A 17,685-nucleotide genomic window follows, 5' to 3' on the forward strand; every position below is an offset into this window, starting at 1 on the left:
CAATGATAAGTTGTTATAGGTGTACCCTTATAAAACCCTTATAATTAGTGTATTTTAGTGAAGTGGATTGTTTTTTATGTATTCTAAAGTTTGTTTTTTATAATTTTCAGAAGTTGTTGAGGCATCTAATTCAGATTTAAGTTCTAAACCTATTTGTTCTGCTACCATATTACAAAGTGATGCTATGCCAATATTAGGTATTATCATTTTATCTCTTAATGCTTCTACAACACCCCTTAAAGCTCCCTTTTTTCTTGGTGTTAAAGTAGATTCACCCTTTATTGTGACACTTAAATCTTCAAGTAGTTTTAAGATATAAACAAACTTTTCTTCTGAAACCAAATCTTTTAAGTTCTTTTGAATAACCTTTTCTTTTCCATTATTATTAATTTGTTTAATTAGATTTTGTTTAATCTCATTTAGATAATGAAGTTTGGTGTCTGTAATATAATTTACTTCTATATTATCAGTTAAATGCCTATATTTTTCGTTTTCTATTTTTATATTTAGGTAGTAATCGTCATCTTTTTTTATGTTCTCCCAGTTAACTATATATTCATTAATAATTTTTAATAGTCTTTTTAAGAAGCCTACGTTACCATCCAGATAAATTTCTTTGATGTATGAATTTATTATTTCTGTATAGTTGAAGTATTGAAGCTGTATTTCATCTGAAGATTTTTTTATTTCAAATTTATCATCATCTAAAACAAGAAGAAATTCAAATTTATTAATAGCTTCTATTTTTTCGACTATATCTTTTGTACTATGATTTATATGGCCTGTTTGTGGTAATGCATTTAGTGTTGTTTTTTTAGGTACAGATTGCATATCATTTATTTGGTGGCTTTTACTATTACCTATCAAGCCTTTTTTAAAATCCTGCAAGACGTTTTCAGTTGCTTCTTTAAATATTTGAAAATGATTAGTGTAATGTTTCCAAACGTGCATCGCATACTTATTATCATATTCATTTGCTTTATACTCCATTTGGTTTGGATGCCAATAGGTGTCGTGATAAATTCTTTTAAATGCTTCTGCTCGTTTTTCTGGTATGTGTGTTTTAAATTGATTTACCGATAATGTTAGATATTTATTAATTTCAAAATCATTTAAAGGTTTTATTTTTTCATAAATAGACTTTAAAAACACATTGTATAAATCACCAGAAATGTATGTATCAAAATACTTGGGGTCGAAAGTATAGGTTTCCCAAAGGTCGTCGCAATTCTTCTTGTACTCAACTGATTCAATCGCTAAACGCTTTTCTAACTCCTCTACTAACAAAACTTCTTCGTTTTTATCATTCTTGTATTGATTGTACATATCTGGTTTAACGTTTTTAGTTTTATTTTCAACACTTATAGATTCTAACTTATTTAATTCTTTATCAATTATTGTGATTAATTCTTTGATAGATGTAAATTCATTAGGAAACAGAAGTTTTTCTTTATCAATATAAATCGGTTCTTCTGGATCTTCATATTCAACATCAAAAAAAGTTTTTGTTTTCCTTAAATATCCAAGCTCTAATTGTTTCTCTTTAGTGTGTTTTTCTTCTATTTTTTTATACGCTCTATCGGTTTCTTCTTTAGAATAAAAACATTCCTGGGCTGTTTTCATACTCCATAAATACCAACCTATATCCTCTTTTAAATACTCTAAAGCATCTTTTTCTAAATTGGTAATATTTTTAATAAGGTTATACAACTGTAAATTACTGATGAGTTGACCTCTTAAATTATCTAAAGTAGCCGATAATTCGTCGTTAATTTTTTTTGAATCCCTTTCCTTAACTTCAGCTTTCATTTTATCAATAATAGCATCCAGTTTAGGTTTTTTCTTTTCTTCTTCTACTGATTCTAATATGCTTTTAAACTTTGATAGCCTTTCAGCTAATGCCATATATTTTATAAAATCTTCTATTTCGTTTTTATCAAAACTATAAAGCTCATCATTTAAAACAGCTTCAAAATACATTTCATCTTCTTGCTCTACTTTTTCAGCTGTTAGATATTCCTCTGCAAGTAGTTCAATGCCTTCGTAATAATTACTTATGAAATTCCTGCAAATACGCTCACGGTAGCTATAAAAATCTCCTTCGTGTTGTTCTAATTCATATTTATTTAGAAAAGCAGAAATATATCCGGCAACATTTGAGTTACATTTTGATATTTTCTTTTGCAGTTTCTTTATTTCCCTTTTGGTTAACTTGTCTTTTTCATCATCATTAATACAGGTAGAATAAAGCATTCTGTCCTTTTCGCTATTATCATAGCTAATTGATTCTAATCTACCATCTATAACTTCTGTTAAACGGTCTAATATTTTGATTTCTATTTTTGAAAATTCACCCATATTAATTGATGTATTTATCTACCGCATTATCTAACTCACTACTTATAATTTTTGCATAAACTTGTGTAATACCAATATCTGAATGGTCCATTAATTTAGATACGTGTTCTATTCTCATTCCATTATTTAACGCTCTGGTAGCAAAAGTATGCCTACTTATATGAAACGATAAATTAAAAGGTAATTCTAAACGTTTGCCTATTTTTCTCAAATACATATTACTTAATGCTATTGCTCTACCTGTTATTAAATTTCTATGCTCTTTATCAGTAAAATATGTTTTATCAATATTTGCAAAAGGGAAAATTATATCTTCTTGCTTCTGGTCTTTTTGTTGATACCTCTCTAATATCTCAACTGCTTTTTGACCTATTTTAACGCTGTGCTGTCTGTTAGTCTTTCTGATGATTTTTGTTATTCTTCCGTTTACTTTATCGTAGTTTTTCCATTTAAGCTCCAGCATATCCCCAAATCTTAAACCACCTGCAAAGACTGAAAAAATAAACATATCTTTTATAATCTGCGCTTTATCTTTATTTGAAACTTCCAAATTCATAAAAGCTTTAAATTGTACCGCAGTTAGATAGCGTTTTGTACTCTTTTCTTTCTTTACTGTGAACTTGTTAAAAGGAAATAAATCCAAAGGTATTAAATCTTCTCTTTGTGCTTCCTTAAACATAATCTTCATAATCTTTAAAGAAAAATTTATAGTTGTATTGTTGTTGCCTAAAGTAGAGCTGCAATAAGATGCGTAATCCTTTAGCGTGGTTACTGTAATATCTTCAAACATTAATTCACGATGCCCTACAAACTTTTCAAACTTCTTTAAATAGGTTTTATAGTTTTTGTAAGTTGAGTAAGCTAAAGTGTCTTTTAGCTTCTCACACCGATTATCTGAATAATCAAAGAAGTTTGTTAAGGGTTTACCTTTTATGGCCTCTTTTAGCTTTCTTGCAGTTGTAGATTGGTTCCTTCTTTCAAGGTCTGCAATTTCACCTTTTGCATCAGCTACCTTTTGAGATATGTAAGCATTTAGTCTTGTTGAATTACTGTGATTCTTCTTTACTTTTTGCTTATCTTCATCCCATTCATTAGGCTTTAATTTTAGACTTAAAGAAATGAATTTAGTTTTACGGTCTTTGATAACTCTTAAATAAAGAGGTGCTTCGCCTGCTTTATCTACTTTGTTATTTCTTAAAATTAGTTTTATTGAAGACATAAAGTACTGTTTTTAAAGGTGTGCAAAGCGATGCAACCGAGTACCAAGGTACAACAATAGGTACAACAAAACAAGCATTATAGCGCATTTTGTTGCATTATATTACTTTAGTCAAAATCTCTAATGTACTGTATTTAAAGGGTTTTAGTGTAATTTAAAGAAAGAGAGTGAAGTATCTATATAACACCGTGTATAATTCATTGCTAGTTATAGCCTACTTACGAAAGTCCTCGCGGACTTTCTATCTGTGATTTATTTGCTAAATTAGTTGCTTAAACACGCAACGAAATCATACACAAAACCGTTGTGCATAATGTTGAAAAAACTACTTCTAATAATATTATTTCTATCAAATTTATCCTTTTCACAAACGGATAAAGACAACTACGAAATTTATTCAAAAGTAATTTCAGAACAACTTAAATTCGGAATAGACAATAAAACTGACTCAATAATTTTGATTGAACAGTATGTTCCAAAATTTCCGCCCGAATTTGATATTGTAGCGGATTTTACAGCTGACAGTATTCCGGATTGGGCTTATAATTTTCTTTATACCCAAACATACAGAAATGAGGAATTTGTAAATAGAATAAAAAATGACAAAGAATTAAAAAACGCAATTAAAGAATTTACGACTGATTTCATTAATCACCCAAAATTGAATGCAGAATTACTTAAAACTGACAGATTAAATATTCAAATCATAACTTCAGAAAAATACTATTCCTATTTCGGAAAAAAATTTAAGCGAATTGACAAAGCTTGGAAACGGATTAAGAAAAAATACGGGACAAGAAGCGTTATTGAATTTTCAAAAGTAAAATACTATAAAAATTTTGCTACTGTGTTCTATGAACATCATTGTGGTGGACTTTGTGGCTCGGGAAATATGGTAGTCTTTGAAAAGAAAAATGGAAAATGGGTAATCTTGTCTGAAATCAACTTTAGGATGTCCTAAAAAATAAAAACACTATGCACAACAATGTATAACCGCAATTACGGCGGATTCGACTGCGTCCGAATCCACTCGGTAATTGCTAAGGTCAGTTCTAAAACCGAATATTTTCGCTAACTTGGCCGTAACTGACGGTTATACGAGACCGTTTTGCTTCAGTATGACGTACATTATAAAAAAATAGAAAATGACCCAATCTGAATTCATAATTTTAAATTTTAAAGAAATTAGGAGAAAAAGCCTCAAACTTTGGAAAGCACTTCCTAAAAACTATTATAATTGGAAACCTGACGAAGAAGCAATGACTGCAATAGAAATGATTCGACACGTTTTAGAAGCTGATTATGGGTGGAATATTATAATTAATAATGGGAGTATGAAAAGTTATAAAACACCTTGGAAGAATAGGCCATTTATTAGCGTTAATGACGAACTTGATTTTGCCGAACCTTATAGAAACATATTTTTAGAAAGTGTTAAACAATTTTCGGATCAAGAGTTAAGCGAAATTGAAATTGTTCACCCTGGAAATGGAAGTAAGAAAAACCTTGGAAATTATCTGTTACGGATTGGTTATCACGAATCTGTACACGCAGGACAATTCCTTTCGTATTTAAGAGCAATGAAAATTAATAGACCTGAAATTTGGGATTAAAAAAACAGTACTTATTTTAGTTCAATTATTTGGTGGTAGCAAATTTACTACGTCTTATTTTTAGCAGGAAAATTTCACATTCAACCCCTATTATTCTTAAACATTACCGTTAACAACTATATTAAAAACGTTAGAAACAGTATGAAGGAAATAGTATTAAACGACGGAAATAAATTACCAATTCTAGGTTTTGGAACATACAAATCTACAAAAAAAAGAAGGTATTCAATCTATAAAGAATGCTTTGAATATAGGTTGCAGAATGTTTTATACAGCCGCCAAGTATGATAATGAAAAAGAAGTTGGAAAAGCAATAAATGAAAGTGGAGTCGATAGAAAAGAAATTATCATAACCACAAAATTATGGCGTGAAAATTTAGGTTATGAAGAAGCTAAAAAAGCTTTTAACATATCACTTAAAAAACTTGGTTTGGATTACACTGACTTGTATTTAATCCATTGGCCTGCCAATGCAAAAAATTATAAGGATTGGCAAAAAACAAATGCCGATAGTTGGCGTGCTATGGAGGAGTTACAAGCTGACGGAAAAATAAAATCCATTGGCGTAAGCAATTTTTGGCAAGAACATTTAGAGGCACTTTTTCAAACTGCAAATATAATTCCTGCTATCAATCAAATTGAGTTTCATCCTGGTTATTGGCAATCAGAATTGGTAAAGTTTTGTAAAAAGAATACCATTGCAGTTGAATCTTGGTCGCCTTTAGCCAGAGGAAAAGTCTTTGGAAATGAACTATTACAATCTATAGCTAGAAAACACAATAAATCTGTAGCTCAAATTTGTTTAAGATGGATAACGCAACATGAAACCATCGTCATCCCGAAATCAAATACATTAAAACGAATTGAAGATAATATCAATATTTTTGATTTTAAATTATCAGAAGCTGAAATGAAGCAAATAAATGAACTTCCAGAAATGGGTTTTAGCGGAGAATTGCCTAACAATTGGCCAGAGGTATTGGATGTGAAAAATTAAAAAAAACGCCACCTAATTTAAGACGCATATCGTTTATTTCAAATTCCAGCCTACTTACAGAGCTCCTTCCAAATTTCCTATCCCGAAGTAGCTAGTAATAAACGTCCAATAAATTTTTAAAATAAAACACATCGTCATTTAGAAACCTAAAGGACTTTATCGTAATTTTGCACCCAAGTAAATCGCCTTATCGTTCCGAATATATTTCGGGGAGGAAAGTCCGAACACCAGAGTGCAAACATAGTGGCTAACAGCCACCAGCCGTGAGGTTAGGAAAAGTGCAACAGAAAGTATGTACAGGTCATGCTGTAGTGAAACCAGGTAAACTCTATGTGGTGCAATGTCATGTATACCAACGTTTGAGCGCGGCACGTGCGATTGTTGGAGGGTAGGCAGCTAGAATGTATTGGTAACAATGCATCCAGATAAATGATAAGGGCTTTTTAATTTTTAATTCAAGAGTACAGAATTCGGCTTATAGATTTACTAACACAAACAAGCTCCTTGATTTTCAAGGAGCTTTGCTTTTATATGCTGTTTGGTTTAGTCTGTTTTAACCATTATTCTTCCTCGTCAGACGCTATTTGAAAAAAGCTAAACATATTGCCACCATAACTTTTGGAATGGCTGTAATGTTCTAATTCGGAAAGTTTGGTGTGTTTGGAGTGTTCTACAATGAGCACACCATTGGATTCTAATAAATTGTTTTTAAATACCAAGTCTGGAATTTTGCTGAATTCTTCTAAAGGAAAATCATAAGGTGGATCGGCAAAAATGATGGTGAATGGCGTTTTGGCTTTTTCTAAATATGTAAACACATCACTTTTAATGGTGTTTATAGTCATTTCAAAACTATCTGCTGTTTCATTTATAAATTTGATACAACCAAAATTTTCATCAACTGCTGTAATGTGTTCCGTGCCTCGAGATGCAAATTCGTAACTGATATTTCCGGTTCCTGAAAACAAATCCAACACCGAAACGGAATCAAAATAATACAGGTTGTTTAAAATATTAAACAAGGCTTCTTTTGCCATATCAGTGGTTGGACGAACAGGTAATTTTTTAGGAGCTGTAATTCTTCGGCCTTTAAATTGACCTGATACAATGCGCATTATAAACTGTGTATTAATGTGAAAAAAGCATGATTGCTTTTCGGTTTTTCTAAATATTTAAACGTGTCGTTGCGCTTGGCAAAGCGAATATGCCTAATGTATTTGTAAGCAATACTATGCAACTCATCATTATCTGTAACCTTGCCTAAAAACAGGAGAATGAAGCTGTCTGGATTGAGTTGTAATTGCTCGGCTGTAAATAGAACATAATAAATAAAATCTTCCTTGGTAGCGTATTCAAAACTATTGTAGAGTAGGAGCTTGCCTTGTTTTACTACTACAATTTCAAAATGTGTATTCTGAACATGCACATACATTTTGGTATCTGTTTCTGCTTGTTCTTGTTCTAAAATTTGTTGGATTAAAACGGTGGAAAAATGTTTATATGAAAACGCACCAAACTGCTCATAAATATAATTGTTGATATTTACATAAGGCACGTAAACATTAACACTATTATTCCGGTCTATTTTATCAAAACTAATGAAATCCGATCGTAATATTTTAGAATTGAATTTTAAATAATCGGCCAAATTTTCCTCTTGAAACAGTTCGTCTGGAACCAAGGTTGCTAATTCATTTTCATGAATAACCTGAATATCATTAAATGCGGTTTGAAGGGCCTTTTCGGTTTCAAAAGCGTCAATTAATAAATCGAGGATTTTATAAGGCGTTTCGCGTTTCTCGGTAGATATTTCTTTTAGAAATACAACGGTATTGCTTTCTGTATTCAAAACACAAAAAGAAAGTCCATTCAAACTAATTTGAATGGACAAGTTCTTATTACTTATAATATGTTTGTTATTACTCGTTAGCGCCATAAGTTTTTGGCCAGTTACCGTTTGTTTTAACTTCTGTCATAGATCCAACACGAATAGCATCACCATTCACAGCATCAACCGAGATAACTTCGTTTTCTTGAAGAATTAAATCACGATCTTGGTCATCTAAAACTACTGCTTTTTTAACAAACGCTTCAAATACTGGAATTTTAACATCGTCAGTTTCTAAAAATCCGGCGTTCATTTCAAATTTTACACCTTCTTTTCCTACAGGAACATTCATCATGTCTTTGTAACGTGTAGAATTTCCAAATAGCGAATCTCTAACTGGCACAAAGTTTAAGGTATCAATTATAGTACTATCTTTCATTGTTTCCACACCACCATAACGTTTTGTCATGGCCACATCTAAAACTAAAGTATCACGACGTTGTGTAATGGTATATTTAGCCGAGTCAATAAATTTTAATAAGTTATCAAAATTAGGCGCAAAAACACCAGTTACTTGTCTATGAGCTAACTGTGCATCACGAATATCAATTAAACGCTCAATAACTTGTGCGTATCGCTTATCTTTTTCTTTGTTGAATTGGATAGGTTTGTAAACAGACATAAATGTTTGATACCCTAAAAAGCCAATAAGAACCCAAAGTAATACAATTAGTACAGGTTTAAATTTTGACGGTATAAATTTATCTACAAGCCAAACTAAACCAATGGTTAGAAGGATTACCGCAACTACAATTAGAATTATTGTTAACATAGTTTTTAATTAAATGAATTAAGGTTGTACGCAAATCTACAATTTTTTTTTAATCGTAAAAGCCAATGAGGCTAAAAATCATTGTTATCTTTGTCTTAAATTTTAAAAACCCACTGTATTAATGAATTCTAACGAATTTTATTCGCTTGTAAAACAACAGTTTCCCTTTCAACCAACCCTAAAACAGGACATTGTTTTACAGCAATTATCAGAATTTATTTTTTCAGAAAAGAAAAATGACTTGTATCTGCTTAAAGGATACGCCGGAACTGGAAAAACAACCATTATTGGTACGGTTGTGTCCAATTTATGGAAGGCTAAAAAAAGTGCCGTATTGTTGGCACCAACGGGTCGTGCGGCCAAAGTTATCTCCAATTATTCCAAGAAAGAAGCGTTTACCATTCATAAAAAGATTTATTTCCCTAAAAAAGAAAAAGGAGGAGGCGTAAAATTTGTCATGCAACCCAATAAGCATAAAAACACCATCTTTATTGTGGATGAAGCCTCCATGATTCCTGATGCGCCAAGCGATTCAAAATTTTCCGGCGCCAGTTCCTTATTAGATGATTTAATGAGTTATGTATACTCTGGTCATCACTGTAAATTATTGCTTATTGGAGATACAGCCCAATTACCACCAGTAAAACTGGAATTAAGTCCCGCTTTGGATGCAAATATTTTGGAGCTAACCTATAATAAAACGGTGACTAAAATGGAATTGGATGAAGTCATGCGTCAAGAACAAGATTCTGGTATCTTGGTAAATGCTACAAGTCTGCGTGAAATGATGGACGAGTCCTTTTTAGAGAGCTTTCAATTTGATTTAAGAGGATTTAAAGATATTGTTAGGCTTACGGATGGTCAGGAAATTATGGATGCCATTAACGATTCGTATAGCGAAATGGGAAATGAGGAAACGGCATTTATTGTAAGAAGTAATAAGCGTGCAAATTTGTATAATGAACAAATTAGGAATCGGATACTTTTTAATGAGAATGAATTATCGGCAGGTGATTTCTTAATGGTTGTTAAAAATAATTACTATTGGGTAAAACCAAATTCCGATGCGGGTTTTATTGCCAATGGTGATATTATTGAAATTTTAGAGATTTTTAGAATCATCGATTTATATGGTTTTCGCTTTGCGGAAGTAAAAATCCGTATGGTAGATTATCCGCGAATGACACCTTTTGAAACCGTTTTAATGCTAGACACCATTTCTGCAGAAACACCATCATTGCCATATGAAGATTCTAACCGTTTGTATCAAGAAGTGATGAAAGATTATGAGCATGAAACCAGTGGTTATAAAAAGTTTTTAGGCGTTAAGAACAACAAGTATTTCAATGCCTTACAAGTTAAGTTTTCCTATGCTATTACCTGTCATAAATCGCAAGGTGGTCAGTGGAGCACGGTTTTCGTGGAGCAACCGTATTTACCAGATGGCATAACGCTAGATTACTTACGTTGGTTATACACAGCTATTACCAGAGCTAAAGAAAAGTTGTATCTTATTGGTTTTAAAGATGAATTTTTTCAAGAATAAAACGGTACGCCATGACATTAGAAACCATATTAAGCATATTTTTGGGTATCGGATTAGCCGCGTCGGTTGGGTTTCGGGTTTTTGTGCCTTTATTTGCTTTAAGTTTGTCGGCGTATTTTAATGTTTTAGAACTAAACAGCTCCTGGCTGTGGTTAGGCAGTTTAACGGCTGTTATTACCTTTGGTGTGGCCACATTGTTTGAAATATTTGCCTACTACATTCCATTCTTGGATAACTTATTGGATACCATAGCCATTCCTTTAGCAGCCATTGCCGGAACAGCCATTGTGGTTTCTACCACTATAGATTTAAATCCTGTTGTAACCTGGTCATTAGCCATTATTGCAGGCGGTGGGTCAGCAACAGCTATTGCTAGTACGTCTAGCGCAACACGATTAGCCTCCACAGCAACTTCGGCAGGTTTTGCTAATCCTATCGTTTCTACTATTGAAACCGTTATGGCCGTTTTTATGACAATCATTTCTCTTGTATTGCCGGTATTAGCGTTAATTTTAGTCCTTGTTATTTTAGGTCTATCATTCAAAATTTTTAAAAAGTTTAGGACCTCTAAACCCTGAAATCAGGTTAAAATATCCTATTTTTGAAACTATTAATTACTATTTTAATATGAAGCTACCATGCTGAAAGTTTTAGCATGCCAAGAAATGATTATTAATGATCTGCTTGGTTCATATTTAAGTTATAAAAAGAACACATGAAAATAATTTCCATGATTCCTGCACGTTACAAAGCTTCCCGATTTCCAGGTAAGCTCATGCAAGATTTAGCAGGCAAAACGGTGATTTTACGAACCTACGAAGCCACCGTTAATACCCAATTATTTGATGACGTTTTTGTGGTTACGGATAGTGAAATTATTTATAATGAAATTGTAAATAATGGCGGAAAAGCTATTATGAGCAAAAAAGAACACGAATGTGGAAGCGACAGAATTGCCGAAGCTATCGAGTTTATGGACGATGTAGATATTGTGGTTAATGTGCAAGGTGATGAGCCTTTTACCGAAGTCGCTTCGCTTAAAAAACTAATTGCTGTCTTTAACGATGATCCACTAAAAGAAATTGATTTAGCATCTTTAATGGTTCATATTCATGAATGGGAGGAGATTACTAACCCCAATACCGTTAAAGTTATTGTTGATAATAATAATTTTGCTTTATACTTTTCTAGAAGCCCCATTCCGTTTCCAAGAGGCAAGGATGTAGCCGTTAAATACTACAAACATAAAGGAGTGTATGCGTTTAGGCGTCAAGCACTTTTAGATTTTTACCGTTTACCCATGTTGCCGTTGGAAGCGTCTGAAAAAATTGAGTGCATCCGATATTTAGAATATAGTAAAAAAATAAAAATGGTAGAAACCGATGTTCAAGGTGTTGAAATTGATACACCTGAAGATTTGGAATTAGCCAACAAGCTGTGGAAATAAATTATAATAACATACACGTAATAGGCTTTGATGCGGATGATACGCTTTGGGTTAATGAAACCTATTTTCGGGATGCCGAAGTAGCCTTTGGAAAACTATTATCGCCTTATGAAACCTTAAATAAAATAGACCAAGAACTATGTAAAGCGCATATAAGAAATTTGCCGCTTTATGGGTATGGTATTAAAGGTTTTGTATTGTCCATGGTAGAAACAGCTATTGAATTATCTAACAATAATGTATCGGCTAAAACCACCCAAGCTATTTTGGATATAGGAAAAGATATGCTGGAGAAACCTATTGAATTGTTGGATGGTGTTGAGAATGTATTAAAAGAATTATCAAAAAAATACAAATTAATTCTAGCTACCAAAGGTGATTTATTAGACCAAGAGCGAAAATTAGAAAAATCAGGTTTGCTAGATTATTTTCACCATATTGAAGTATTAAGTGATAAAAAAGAAGCCAATTATTCCAGGCTTTTAAACCATTTGGATATTACACCATCCCAGTTTTTAATGATAGGAAATTCATTAAGGTCGGATATATTGCCCTTGGTAAATTTAAAAGCACATGCTATTCATGTGCCTTTTCATACCACGTGGATTCATGAGCAAGTTACCGAGAATGAAACGAACGGAAAAGCTTATAAAACAGTTAAAAGTTTGAATGAATTACTGGAATTGTTGCAATAGTGTCTGTGGATTTCAATAATTATAGCGATATTTATCAATTGAAATTTATAGCAGAATAAATAAGGAAAGATTAATTAAACAGTGCGTCAAATAAGTCCCTTTTGATAAGCTGTTTCAGAACAATATTACATGAGTTACAAGAATTACCCAATGGTGTCTCGAGTTGTTTTTGGTCGAGGAAGTTTTAGTCAGTTAGAGGATATCATTGCACCCAAGCGATTAAGTGTTTCCGCACCATTTATTTTTTTAGTTGATGATGTTTTTGAGAAAAAAGCAACGCTATCAGGACGTATTCCATTAGCTTATGATGATCGCGTTATTTTTATTTCTGCTGAAGAAGAACCTAAAACCACGCAAGTAGATGCCTTGGTTGAAGAAATTATACTTACCTGTAAACAACGTCCTTCAGGAATTATTGGTATTGGTGGCGGAACCGTTATGGATATGGCTAAAGCTGTTGCGATTATGATTACAAATGAGGGAGAATCCAAAGATTATCAAGGTTGGGATTTGGTTAAAAATCCGGCCATTTACCACGTAGGTATTCCTACTATTTCCGGAACAGGTGCCGAAGTTTCTAGAACAACCATTTTAACAGGACCTGTTAGAAAATTAGGAATCAATAGTGATTATACACCTTTTGATCAAGTTATTCTGGATCCAGAATTAACCAAAGGCGTACCTAAAGACCAATGGTTTTATACAGGAATGGACTGTTATGTACACTGTATAGAATCCCTAAAAGGAACCTATTTAAATGCCTTTAGCGAAAGTTATGGCGAAAAGGCATTAGAGCTTTGTATAGAAATTTTTCTAGAAGATACATTGGACGAAAAAGAGGCTGCTGATAAATTAATGATGGCTTCCTGGCATGGCGGCATGAGTATTGCCTATTCACAAGTTGGTGTGGCCCATGCTATGAGTTATGGTTTAGGTTATTTGCTAGGGGTTAAACACGGTGTTGGAAATTGTATTGTTTTTGAACATTTAGAAGAATACTACCCAGAAGGTGTTGCCATGTATAAAAAAATGCGCGCTAAACACAACATAACCATTCCTCAAGGAATTTGTGCAAATTTAACAGATGAACAGTTTAATATAATGATTGATGTTGCTTTAAGTTTAGAGCCGTTATGGGAAAACGCCATTGGTAAAAACTGGCAAAAAGTAATGACCCGCGAAAAATTAAGAGACCTATATTCTAAAATGTAATATGCGCAGGTTAGCTAAATTTATTTATTTTAAAATTATAGGTTGGCGTATTACAGGGAATGTAACGTTCTCTCAAGATACTGTAAAAAAGGCCGTTCTTATTGCTGTGCCACATACCAGTTGGCATGATTTTTATATAGGTGTGTTATTACGGCAAGTGGCTCATGTAAAATCTAATTTCATAGCCAAAAAAGAATTATTTATAGGTCCCATAGGTTGGTATTTAAAAGCCATTGGAGGGGCACCAATAGATCGCGGAAATAAACAAAATAAGGTAGAGGCTATTGCACAATTATTTAATGAACGTGATGAGTTTCGATTAGCGCTAGCTCCCGAGGGCACGCGAAAAAAAGTAACCGAATGGCGAACTGGCTTTTACTACATTGCCAAAGCTGCCAACGTGCCGATAATCATGTTTACATTAGACTTCAAGAACAAGCAAAATAAGATATCCGAGCCTTTTTATCCTACAGACGATTTGGGAGCAGATTTCAAATTTATGAAAGCCTTTTTTGAAGGCGTGGAAGGGAAAGTGGCTGCGTATTCTTAAAATAAACGCATGATTTTATTTGAACATTTATTTATTGTTATAGCGAAACCTTATATTAAAATTTGGAGCAAATACGAAAATTGGTGGGTTGCTGTTAGATATGGAATAACCTTATTAGTGCTTTCCAACTTATTATCTTTTCTTGCTATTTTAAAAGACAAGATATTTATAAGTATTTGGGTTTTTATGTTTTTTGTTACGATATTTTATTTGATTATTACATTTGCTAAACCAAAATTAAATGATAAAAATTATGTAAAAGAATATGAAATGATAGAATTGTGGAGAAATCTATCACTGATATATATAGTTGGTTCCGCATTGTTCATTATTTTGATTTTTTGGATTTTTGTTGTTGGAATTTAAGCAATGGAGTATATTCCGATGTAAAAGATTAATCTTCAACTTTAAAATCCTTCATTTCCTGAAGCGGCTCTAACACATTATAATCTTGCCAAATGGATGCATCGTATTTCTTAATCTTTTCGAAATCCATGGTTTTTCCTTCTTGGATGGCTTCAAAGGCTGCGGAATTTACCGAATTTACATCTAGCATTAATATTTCAGTACGTTCTTTGAAAGTTCCTTCAACTTTAAAATTAAAGGCTGTTTTATTGCGGCTATTGTCATTTTCAATAAACTTGATAGGTCTGTTGATGTAAAAATACCGATCTGATTCACTTTTTATATAATAAGGATAATAGTAACCATCGCTATTTTTCTTGTAAGCTACAGAACCGGCTTTATTATTCTCAATAAATTTAATCCCTAATATTAAACGCAAATTAATTTTCTCGCCTACGCGTCCAGGATAAAATGCATAATCGGCACGTAATACGGCAAAGGTTTGATTGGAAACATACATGGTTCCTTGGTAGTTTGCAGAACCTCGTCTTGGTTTAAAATCTATAATATAAACCATTTCTGTATCTAAAAAGGTTAAACCTTTTAACTCGTAATCATATTTTCTGGTATCCGTAATGAAATCTAATTCGGGCTCTTCGGTTATAGGATTTACTTCTTTTACCATATTAAAAGCAGCTTCGCGGACAAAGCGAACGGCATTTATAGAATCGGATACTTTATCACTTCTATTATCCAACGACACGGAATCTGAAACGGTAAACCAGCCCGATTTTACGGTATACACTTTACTTTTGTCCAAATGTTTTAATACAATATCGTTGCCTTTATCGGTCATTTTTTCTAATGACTGCTCATTGGTTTCATCTAAAAGCTTAACCGCCTTTTCAACTTTCAACTTGGCGTTTTCTGAATCTTTTATATATAGCGTAGAAACCATATCTGTGTATTGTTTGGATTCGTTATTTAGAAGTGATTGCTCTAACTCATCAAAATCCTTATTAAAAGCGTCCAATTGATTTTTTTTGAAATTAGACGATTTTTCTATTTCAAAATCTGCTGCTTTTCCATCCACATATTCGGTACGTCGTCCAAACATTTTTAAAGCCGTTTGGTCTAGTCTATAATTTTTTGAAGCATGCGTTTTCACATAATATAAAATAGAATCAATTTCTAATTTTCTGTCTGTAACATAGACTTCTGAAAGTTCGTTTACATGATCGTTTAAAACATATTCTTTGGATTCGAACTCTTGAACTTGAAAGCCTAATTTTTCATAACCCATACAAGAAATGTACACGGAATCGGTAGATTGAAAACCTGATACGCGCATGTTAAAATTGCCTTCGTCGTTGGAAATTACACCATAATCCTCGCCAATTTGAATGGTAGCAAAAGGAATAGGCTCATTCTTAGTATCCAAAATTTTTCCCGTAACGGTTTGACCAAAATTAGAAAAGGTAAGTAATAAAAAACAAGCTGTAAAAAGTGTTTGAAATTTAAGTTTAGATAGCATAGTCGTGTTTTAGGTTAAGACGAATTTAACGACTATTTGTTACATTTTGAAAAAAAAAGTGTAAAAGGGTGTTTTATGCTAATAATATTCTAATACACCATTTATGGTATAAACGATATCAAATTCGCCATAATACAGTTTATAGGAACCGTTTGGCCTAATAAGAAGGTGATATAATTGGATATTTGGTTCCGAAAAAATGGTGGATTCTAAATAGTTGGTTTCATCAATAAAAACATGCTTTTCTTTATCTTGACTGATGCCGGAGTCTTTACTACCAATTAAAAACGAAGCGAATTCGGAAGCGTGCTTATCCATAAACCCCCAATATAATGCATCTGTGACATCTTTTTTAAAAATGTCATCGTTTTGCTTATAATAGTGAAGGAGTAGATTTTTATCTGGATCTATTTTCTGCTGAAGAATAGTTTCAATAGCAGTAACCATTTTAGAAATACTCCCTTGCGCAATGGCTGTAAGTTGGCCTTCAATAATTCGTGGTTGTAATTGTTTGATGATGACGTTTTCGGTTTCTCTGGTTTGCACAAATGATGCCGCGTCTAAACGTTTTTTAAATCTACGTTTACAGATTTTTTCGCCTTCTAAATCCTGATAAATCACCTTCTTATTATCTTTTTGTGCGAAACTTGAGCTTGCTGAAAAACAAAATACAAGCGCTAATGCTAAAAGAAGGTGATTTATTTTCAAAATTAAATGCGGATTTAAATTAGTCTTCGGTACTTTCTTCCATCGTATGATACACGTTTTGCACGTCATCATCTTCTTCTAATTTCTCTAGAAGTTTTTCTACATCAGCAGCATCTTCAGCACTTAATGCTTTGGTGACTTGTGGAATGCGCTCAAAACCGGAGGATAGAATTTCAATATTTCTATTTTCTAATTCGGCTTGAATGGCTCCAAAATTTTCAAATGGTGCATAAATAAGGATGCCATCGTCATCTGCAAAAACTTCTTCAGCGCCAAAATCTATAAACTCTAACTCTAATTCTTCAGGGTCTAAACCTTCGGCTTCAATTCGGAAATTACAGGTATGATCAAACATAAAAACAACCGAACCAGATGTTCCTAAACTGCCATCGCATTTATTAAAATAACTACGCACATTGGCAACGGTTCTGGTATTATTATCTGTAGCCGTTTCCACAAGAATAGCAATTCCGTGAGGTGCATAGCCTTCAAAAATAACTTCTTTATAATCGCCTTGACTTTTATCTGACGCTTTCTTTATGGCGCGTTCTACGTTATCTTTCGGCATATTAACCGATTTGGCATTCTGAATTACAGCACGTAATCGGGAGTTAGAATCGGGATCTGGTCCACCTTCTTTAACAGCCATAACAATGTCTTTACCAATACGCGTAAACGCTTTACTCATGGCAGACCAACGTTTCATTTTTCGTGCTTTGCGGAATTCAAAAGCTCTTCCCATAAAATAATTAAGAATTAAATATTAAAAAGTAATAGTTTGTTAATTGACAAATTTAAAAA

At 32.8% G+C, this 17,685-nt stretch carries 18 protein-coding genes and 1 other RNA gene; 11 read left to right on the plus strand and 8 right to left on the minus strand.

Annotation, left to right across the window (positions count from 1 at the left end):
* Positions 1-54: 54 nt before the first annotated feature.
* Both GMA17_RS03730 and GMA17_RS03735 read right to left on the minus strand, forming a co-directional pair.
* Complete coding sequence (locus GMA17_RS03730) at positions 55-2,358, minus strand: hypothetical protein (protein WP_248399273.1); 2,304 nt, start codon at positions 2,356-2,358, stop codon at positions 55-57.
* Position 2,359: 1 nt separating this feature from the next.
* Positions 2,360-3,577: a site-specific integrase gene (locus GMA17_RS03735; RefSeq protein ID WP_248399275.1), complete on the minus strand. Its 1,218-nt coding sequence runs from the start codon at positions 3,575-3,577 to the stop codon at positions 2,360-2,362.
* A 313-nt stretch (positions 3,578-3,890) separates the two neighbouring features.
* On the opposite strand from GMA17_RS03735, the gene GMA17_RS03740 reads away from it, so the two are divergent.
* The 4 genes from GMA17_RS03740 (at position 3,891) to rnpB (ending at position 6,681) form a co-directional block, all read left to right on the plus strand.
* Complete coding sequence (locus GMA17_RS03740) at positions 3,891-4,538, plus strand: hypothetical protein (protein ID WP_248399277.1); 648 nt, start codon at positions 3,891-3,893, stop codon at positions 4,536-4,538.
* 184 nt (positions 4,539-4,722) lie between these two features.
* Entirely contained in the window at positions 4,723-5,190 is a 468-nt protein-coding gene (locus GMA17_RS03745; RefSeq protein ID WP_248399279.1) for a DinB family protein, read from the plus strand.
* A gap of 190 nt (positions 5,191-5,380) precedes the next feature.
* Positions 5,381-6,187 carry an aldo/keto reductase gene (locus GMA17_RS03750; protein WP_248399281.1) on the plus strand — a complete coding sequence of 269 codons (807 nt, stop codon included), beginning with the start codon at positions 5,381-5,383 and terminating at the stop codon, positions 6,185-6,187.
* Positions 6,188-6,361: 174 nt separating this feature from the next.
* Positions 6,362-6,681, plus strand: an RNA gene (gene rnpB / locus GMA17_RS03755) — RNase P RNA component class A.
* A 66-nt stretch (positions 6,682-6,747) separates the two neighbouring features.
* On the opposite strand, the gene GMA17_RS03760 is transcribed toward rnpB, so the two are convergent.
* The 3 genes from GMA17_RS03760 to GMA17_RS03770 are packed head-to-tail and all read right to left on the minus strand — an operon-like array spanning position 6,748 to position 8,847.
* Positions 6,748-7,302 carry an RsmD family RNA methyltransferase gene (locus GMA17_RS03760; protein ID WP_248399283.1) on the minus strand — a complete coding sequence of 185 codons (555 nt, stop codon included), beginning with the start codon at positions 7,300-7,302 and terminating at the stop codon, positions 6,748-6,750.
* A complete protein-coding gene (locus GMA17_RS03765; protein WP_248399285.1) occupies positions 7,302-8,123 on the minus strand; it encodes a DUF3822 family protein in 822 nt (273 codons plus the stop codon). Before GMA17_RS03765 ends, GMA17_RS03760 begins: the two co-directional genes overlap by 1 nt.
* Positions 8,107-8,847 (minus strand): hypothetical protein, encoded by a 741-nt coding sequence (locus GMA17_RS03770; RefSeq protein ID WP_248399287.1) that lies wholly within the window; start codon positions 8,845-8,847, stop codon positions 8,107-8,109. Before GMA17_RS03770 ends, GMA17_RS03765 begins: the two co-directional genes overlap by 17 nt.
* Before the next feature lie 121 nt (positions 8,848-8,968).
* Between GMA17_RS03770 and GMA17_RS03775 the strand changes: the two genes are divergently transcribed.
* From GMA17_RS03775 to GMA17_RS03805, 7 genes are all read left to right on the plus strand, one after another.
* Complete coding sequence (locus GMA17_RS03775) at positions 8,969-10,393, plus strand: ATP-dependent RecD-like DNA helicase (protein ID WP_248399289.1); 1,425 nt, start codon at positions 8,969-8,971, stop codon at positions 10,391-10,393.
* Between the two features lie 11 nt (positions 10,394-10,404).
* Positions 10,405-10,971 carry a DUF4126 domain-containing protein gene (locus tag GMA17_RS03780; RefSeq protein WP_248399291.1) on the plus strand — a complete coding sequence of 189 codons (567 nt, stop codon included), beginning with the start codon at positions 10,405-10,407 and terminating at the stop codon, positions 10,969-10,971.
* A gap of 137 nt (positions 10,972-11,108) precedes the next feature.
* On the plus strand, positions 11,109-11,840 hold the full coding sequence (kdsB, locus tag GMA17_RS03785) for a 3-deoxy-manno-octulosonate cytidylyltransferase (protein WP_248399293.1): 732 nt from the start codon (positions 11,109-11,111) through the stop codon (positions 11,838-11,840).
* On the plus strand, positions 11,831-12,535 hold the full coding sequence (locus GMA17_RS03790; RefSeq protein WP_248399295.1) for an HAD family hydrolase: 705 nt from the start codon (positions 11,831-11,833) through the stop codon (positions 12,533-12,535). The genes kdsB and GMA17_RS03790 overlap by 10 nt, the downstream gene beginning before the upstream one ends.
* Positions 12,536-12,664: 129 nt before the next feature.
* On the plus strand, positions 12,665-13,747 hold the full coding sequence (locus GMA17_RS03795; RefSeq protein ID WP_248399297.1) for an iron-containing alcohol dehydrogenase family protein: 1,083 nt from the start codon (positions 12,665-12,667) through the stop codon (positions 13,745-13,747).
* Position 13,748: 1 nt separating this feature from the next.
* Positions 13,749-14,297, plus strand: a complete 549-nt coding sequence (locus GMA17_RS03800; protein ID WP_248399299.1) for a 1-acyl-sn-glycerol-3-phosphate acyltransferase — start codon at positions 13,749-13,751, stop codon at positions 14,295-14,297.
* A gap of 9 nt (positions 14,298-14,306) precedes the next feature.
* The gene (locus GMA17_RS03805) at positions 14,307-14,663 is read left to right on the plus strand and encodes a hypothetical protein (RefSeq protein WP_248399301.1); all 357 of its coding nucleotides are present in this window, start codon (positions 14,307-14,309) and stop codon (positions 14,661-14,663) included.
* Positions 14,664-14,691: 28 nt separating this feature from the next.
* Here the strand turns inward: GMA17_RS03805 and GMA17_RS03810 are convergent, their stop codons facing one another.
* The 3 genes from GMA17_RS03810 to GMA17_RS03820 all read right to left on the minus strand — a co-directional run bounded on the left by GMA17_RS03810 (position 14,692) and on the right by GMA17_RS03820 (position 17,626).
* A complete protein-coding gene (locus GMA17_RS03810) occupies positions 14,692-16,176 on the minus strand; it encodes a carboxypeptidase-like regulatory domain-containing protein (RefSeq protein WP_248399303.1) in 1,485 nt (494 codons plus the stop codon).
* A 78-nt stretch (positions 16,177-16,254) separates the two neighbouring features.
* Positions 16,255-16,884 (minus strand): hypothetical protein, encoded by a 630-nt coding sequence (locus GMA17_RS03815; protein WP_248399305.1) that lies wholly within the window; start codon positions 16,882-16,884, stop codon positions 16,255-16,257.
* Positions 16,885-16,903: 19 nt separating this feature from the next.
* The gene (locus GMA17_RS03820) at positions 16,904-17,626 is read right to left on the minus strand and encodes a YebC/PmpR family DNA-binding transcriptional regulator (protein WP_248399307.1); all 723 of its coding nucleotides are present in this window, start codon (positions 17,624-17,626) and stop codon (positions 16,904-16,906) included.
* Between the last annotated feature and the right edge of the window lie 59 nt (positions 17,627-17,685).

Origin of the sequence: Bizionia sp. M204 (genome assembly GCF_023205095.1) — a bacterium.
GTDB lineage: Bacteria > Bacteroidota > Bacteroidia > Flavobacteriales > Flavobacteriaceae > Algorimicrobium > Algorimicrobium hallyeonense.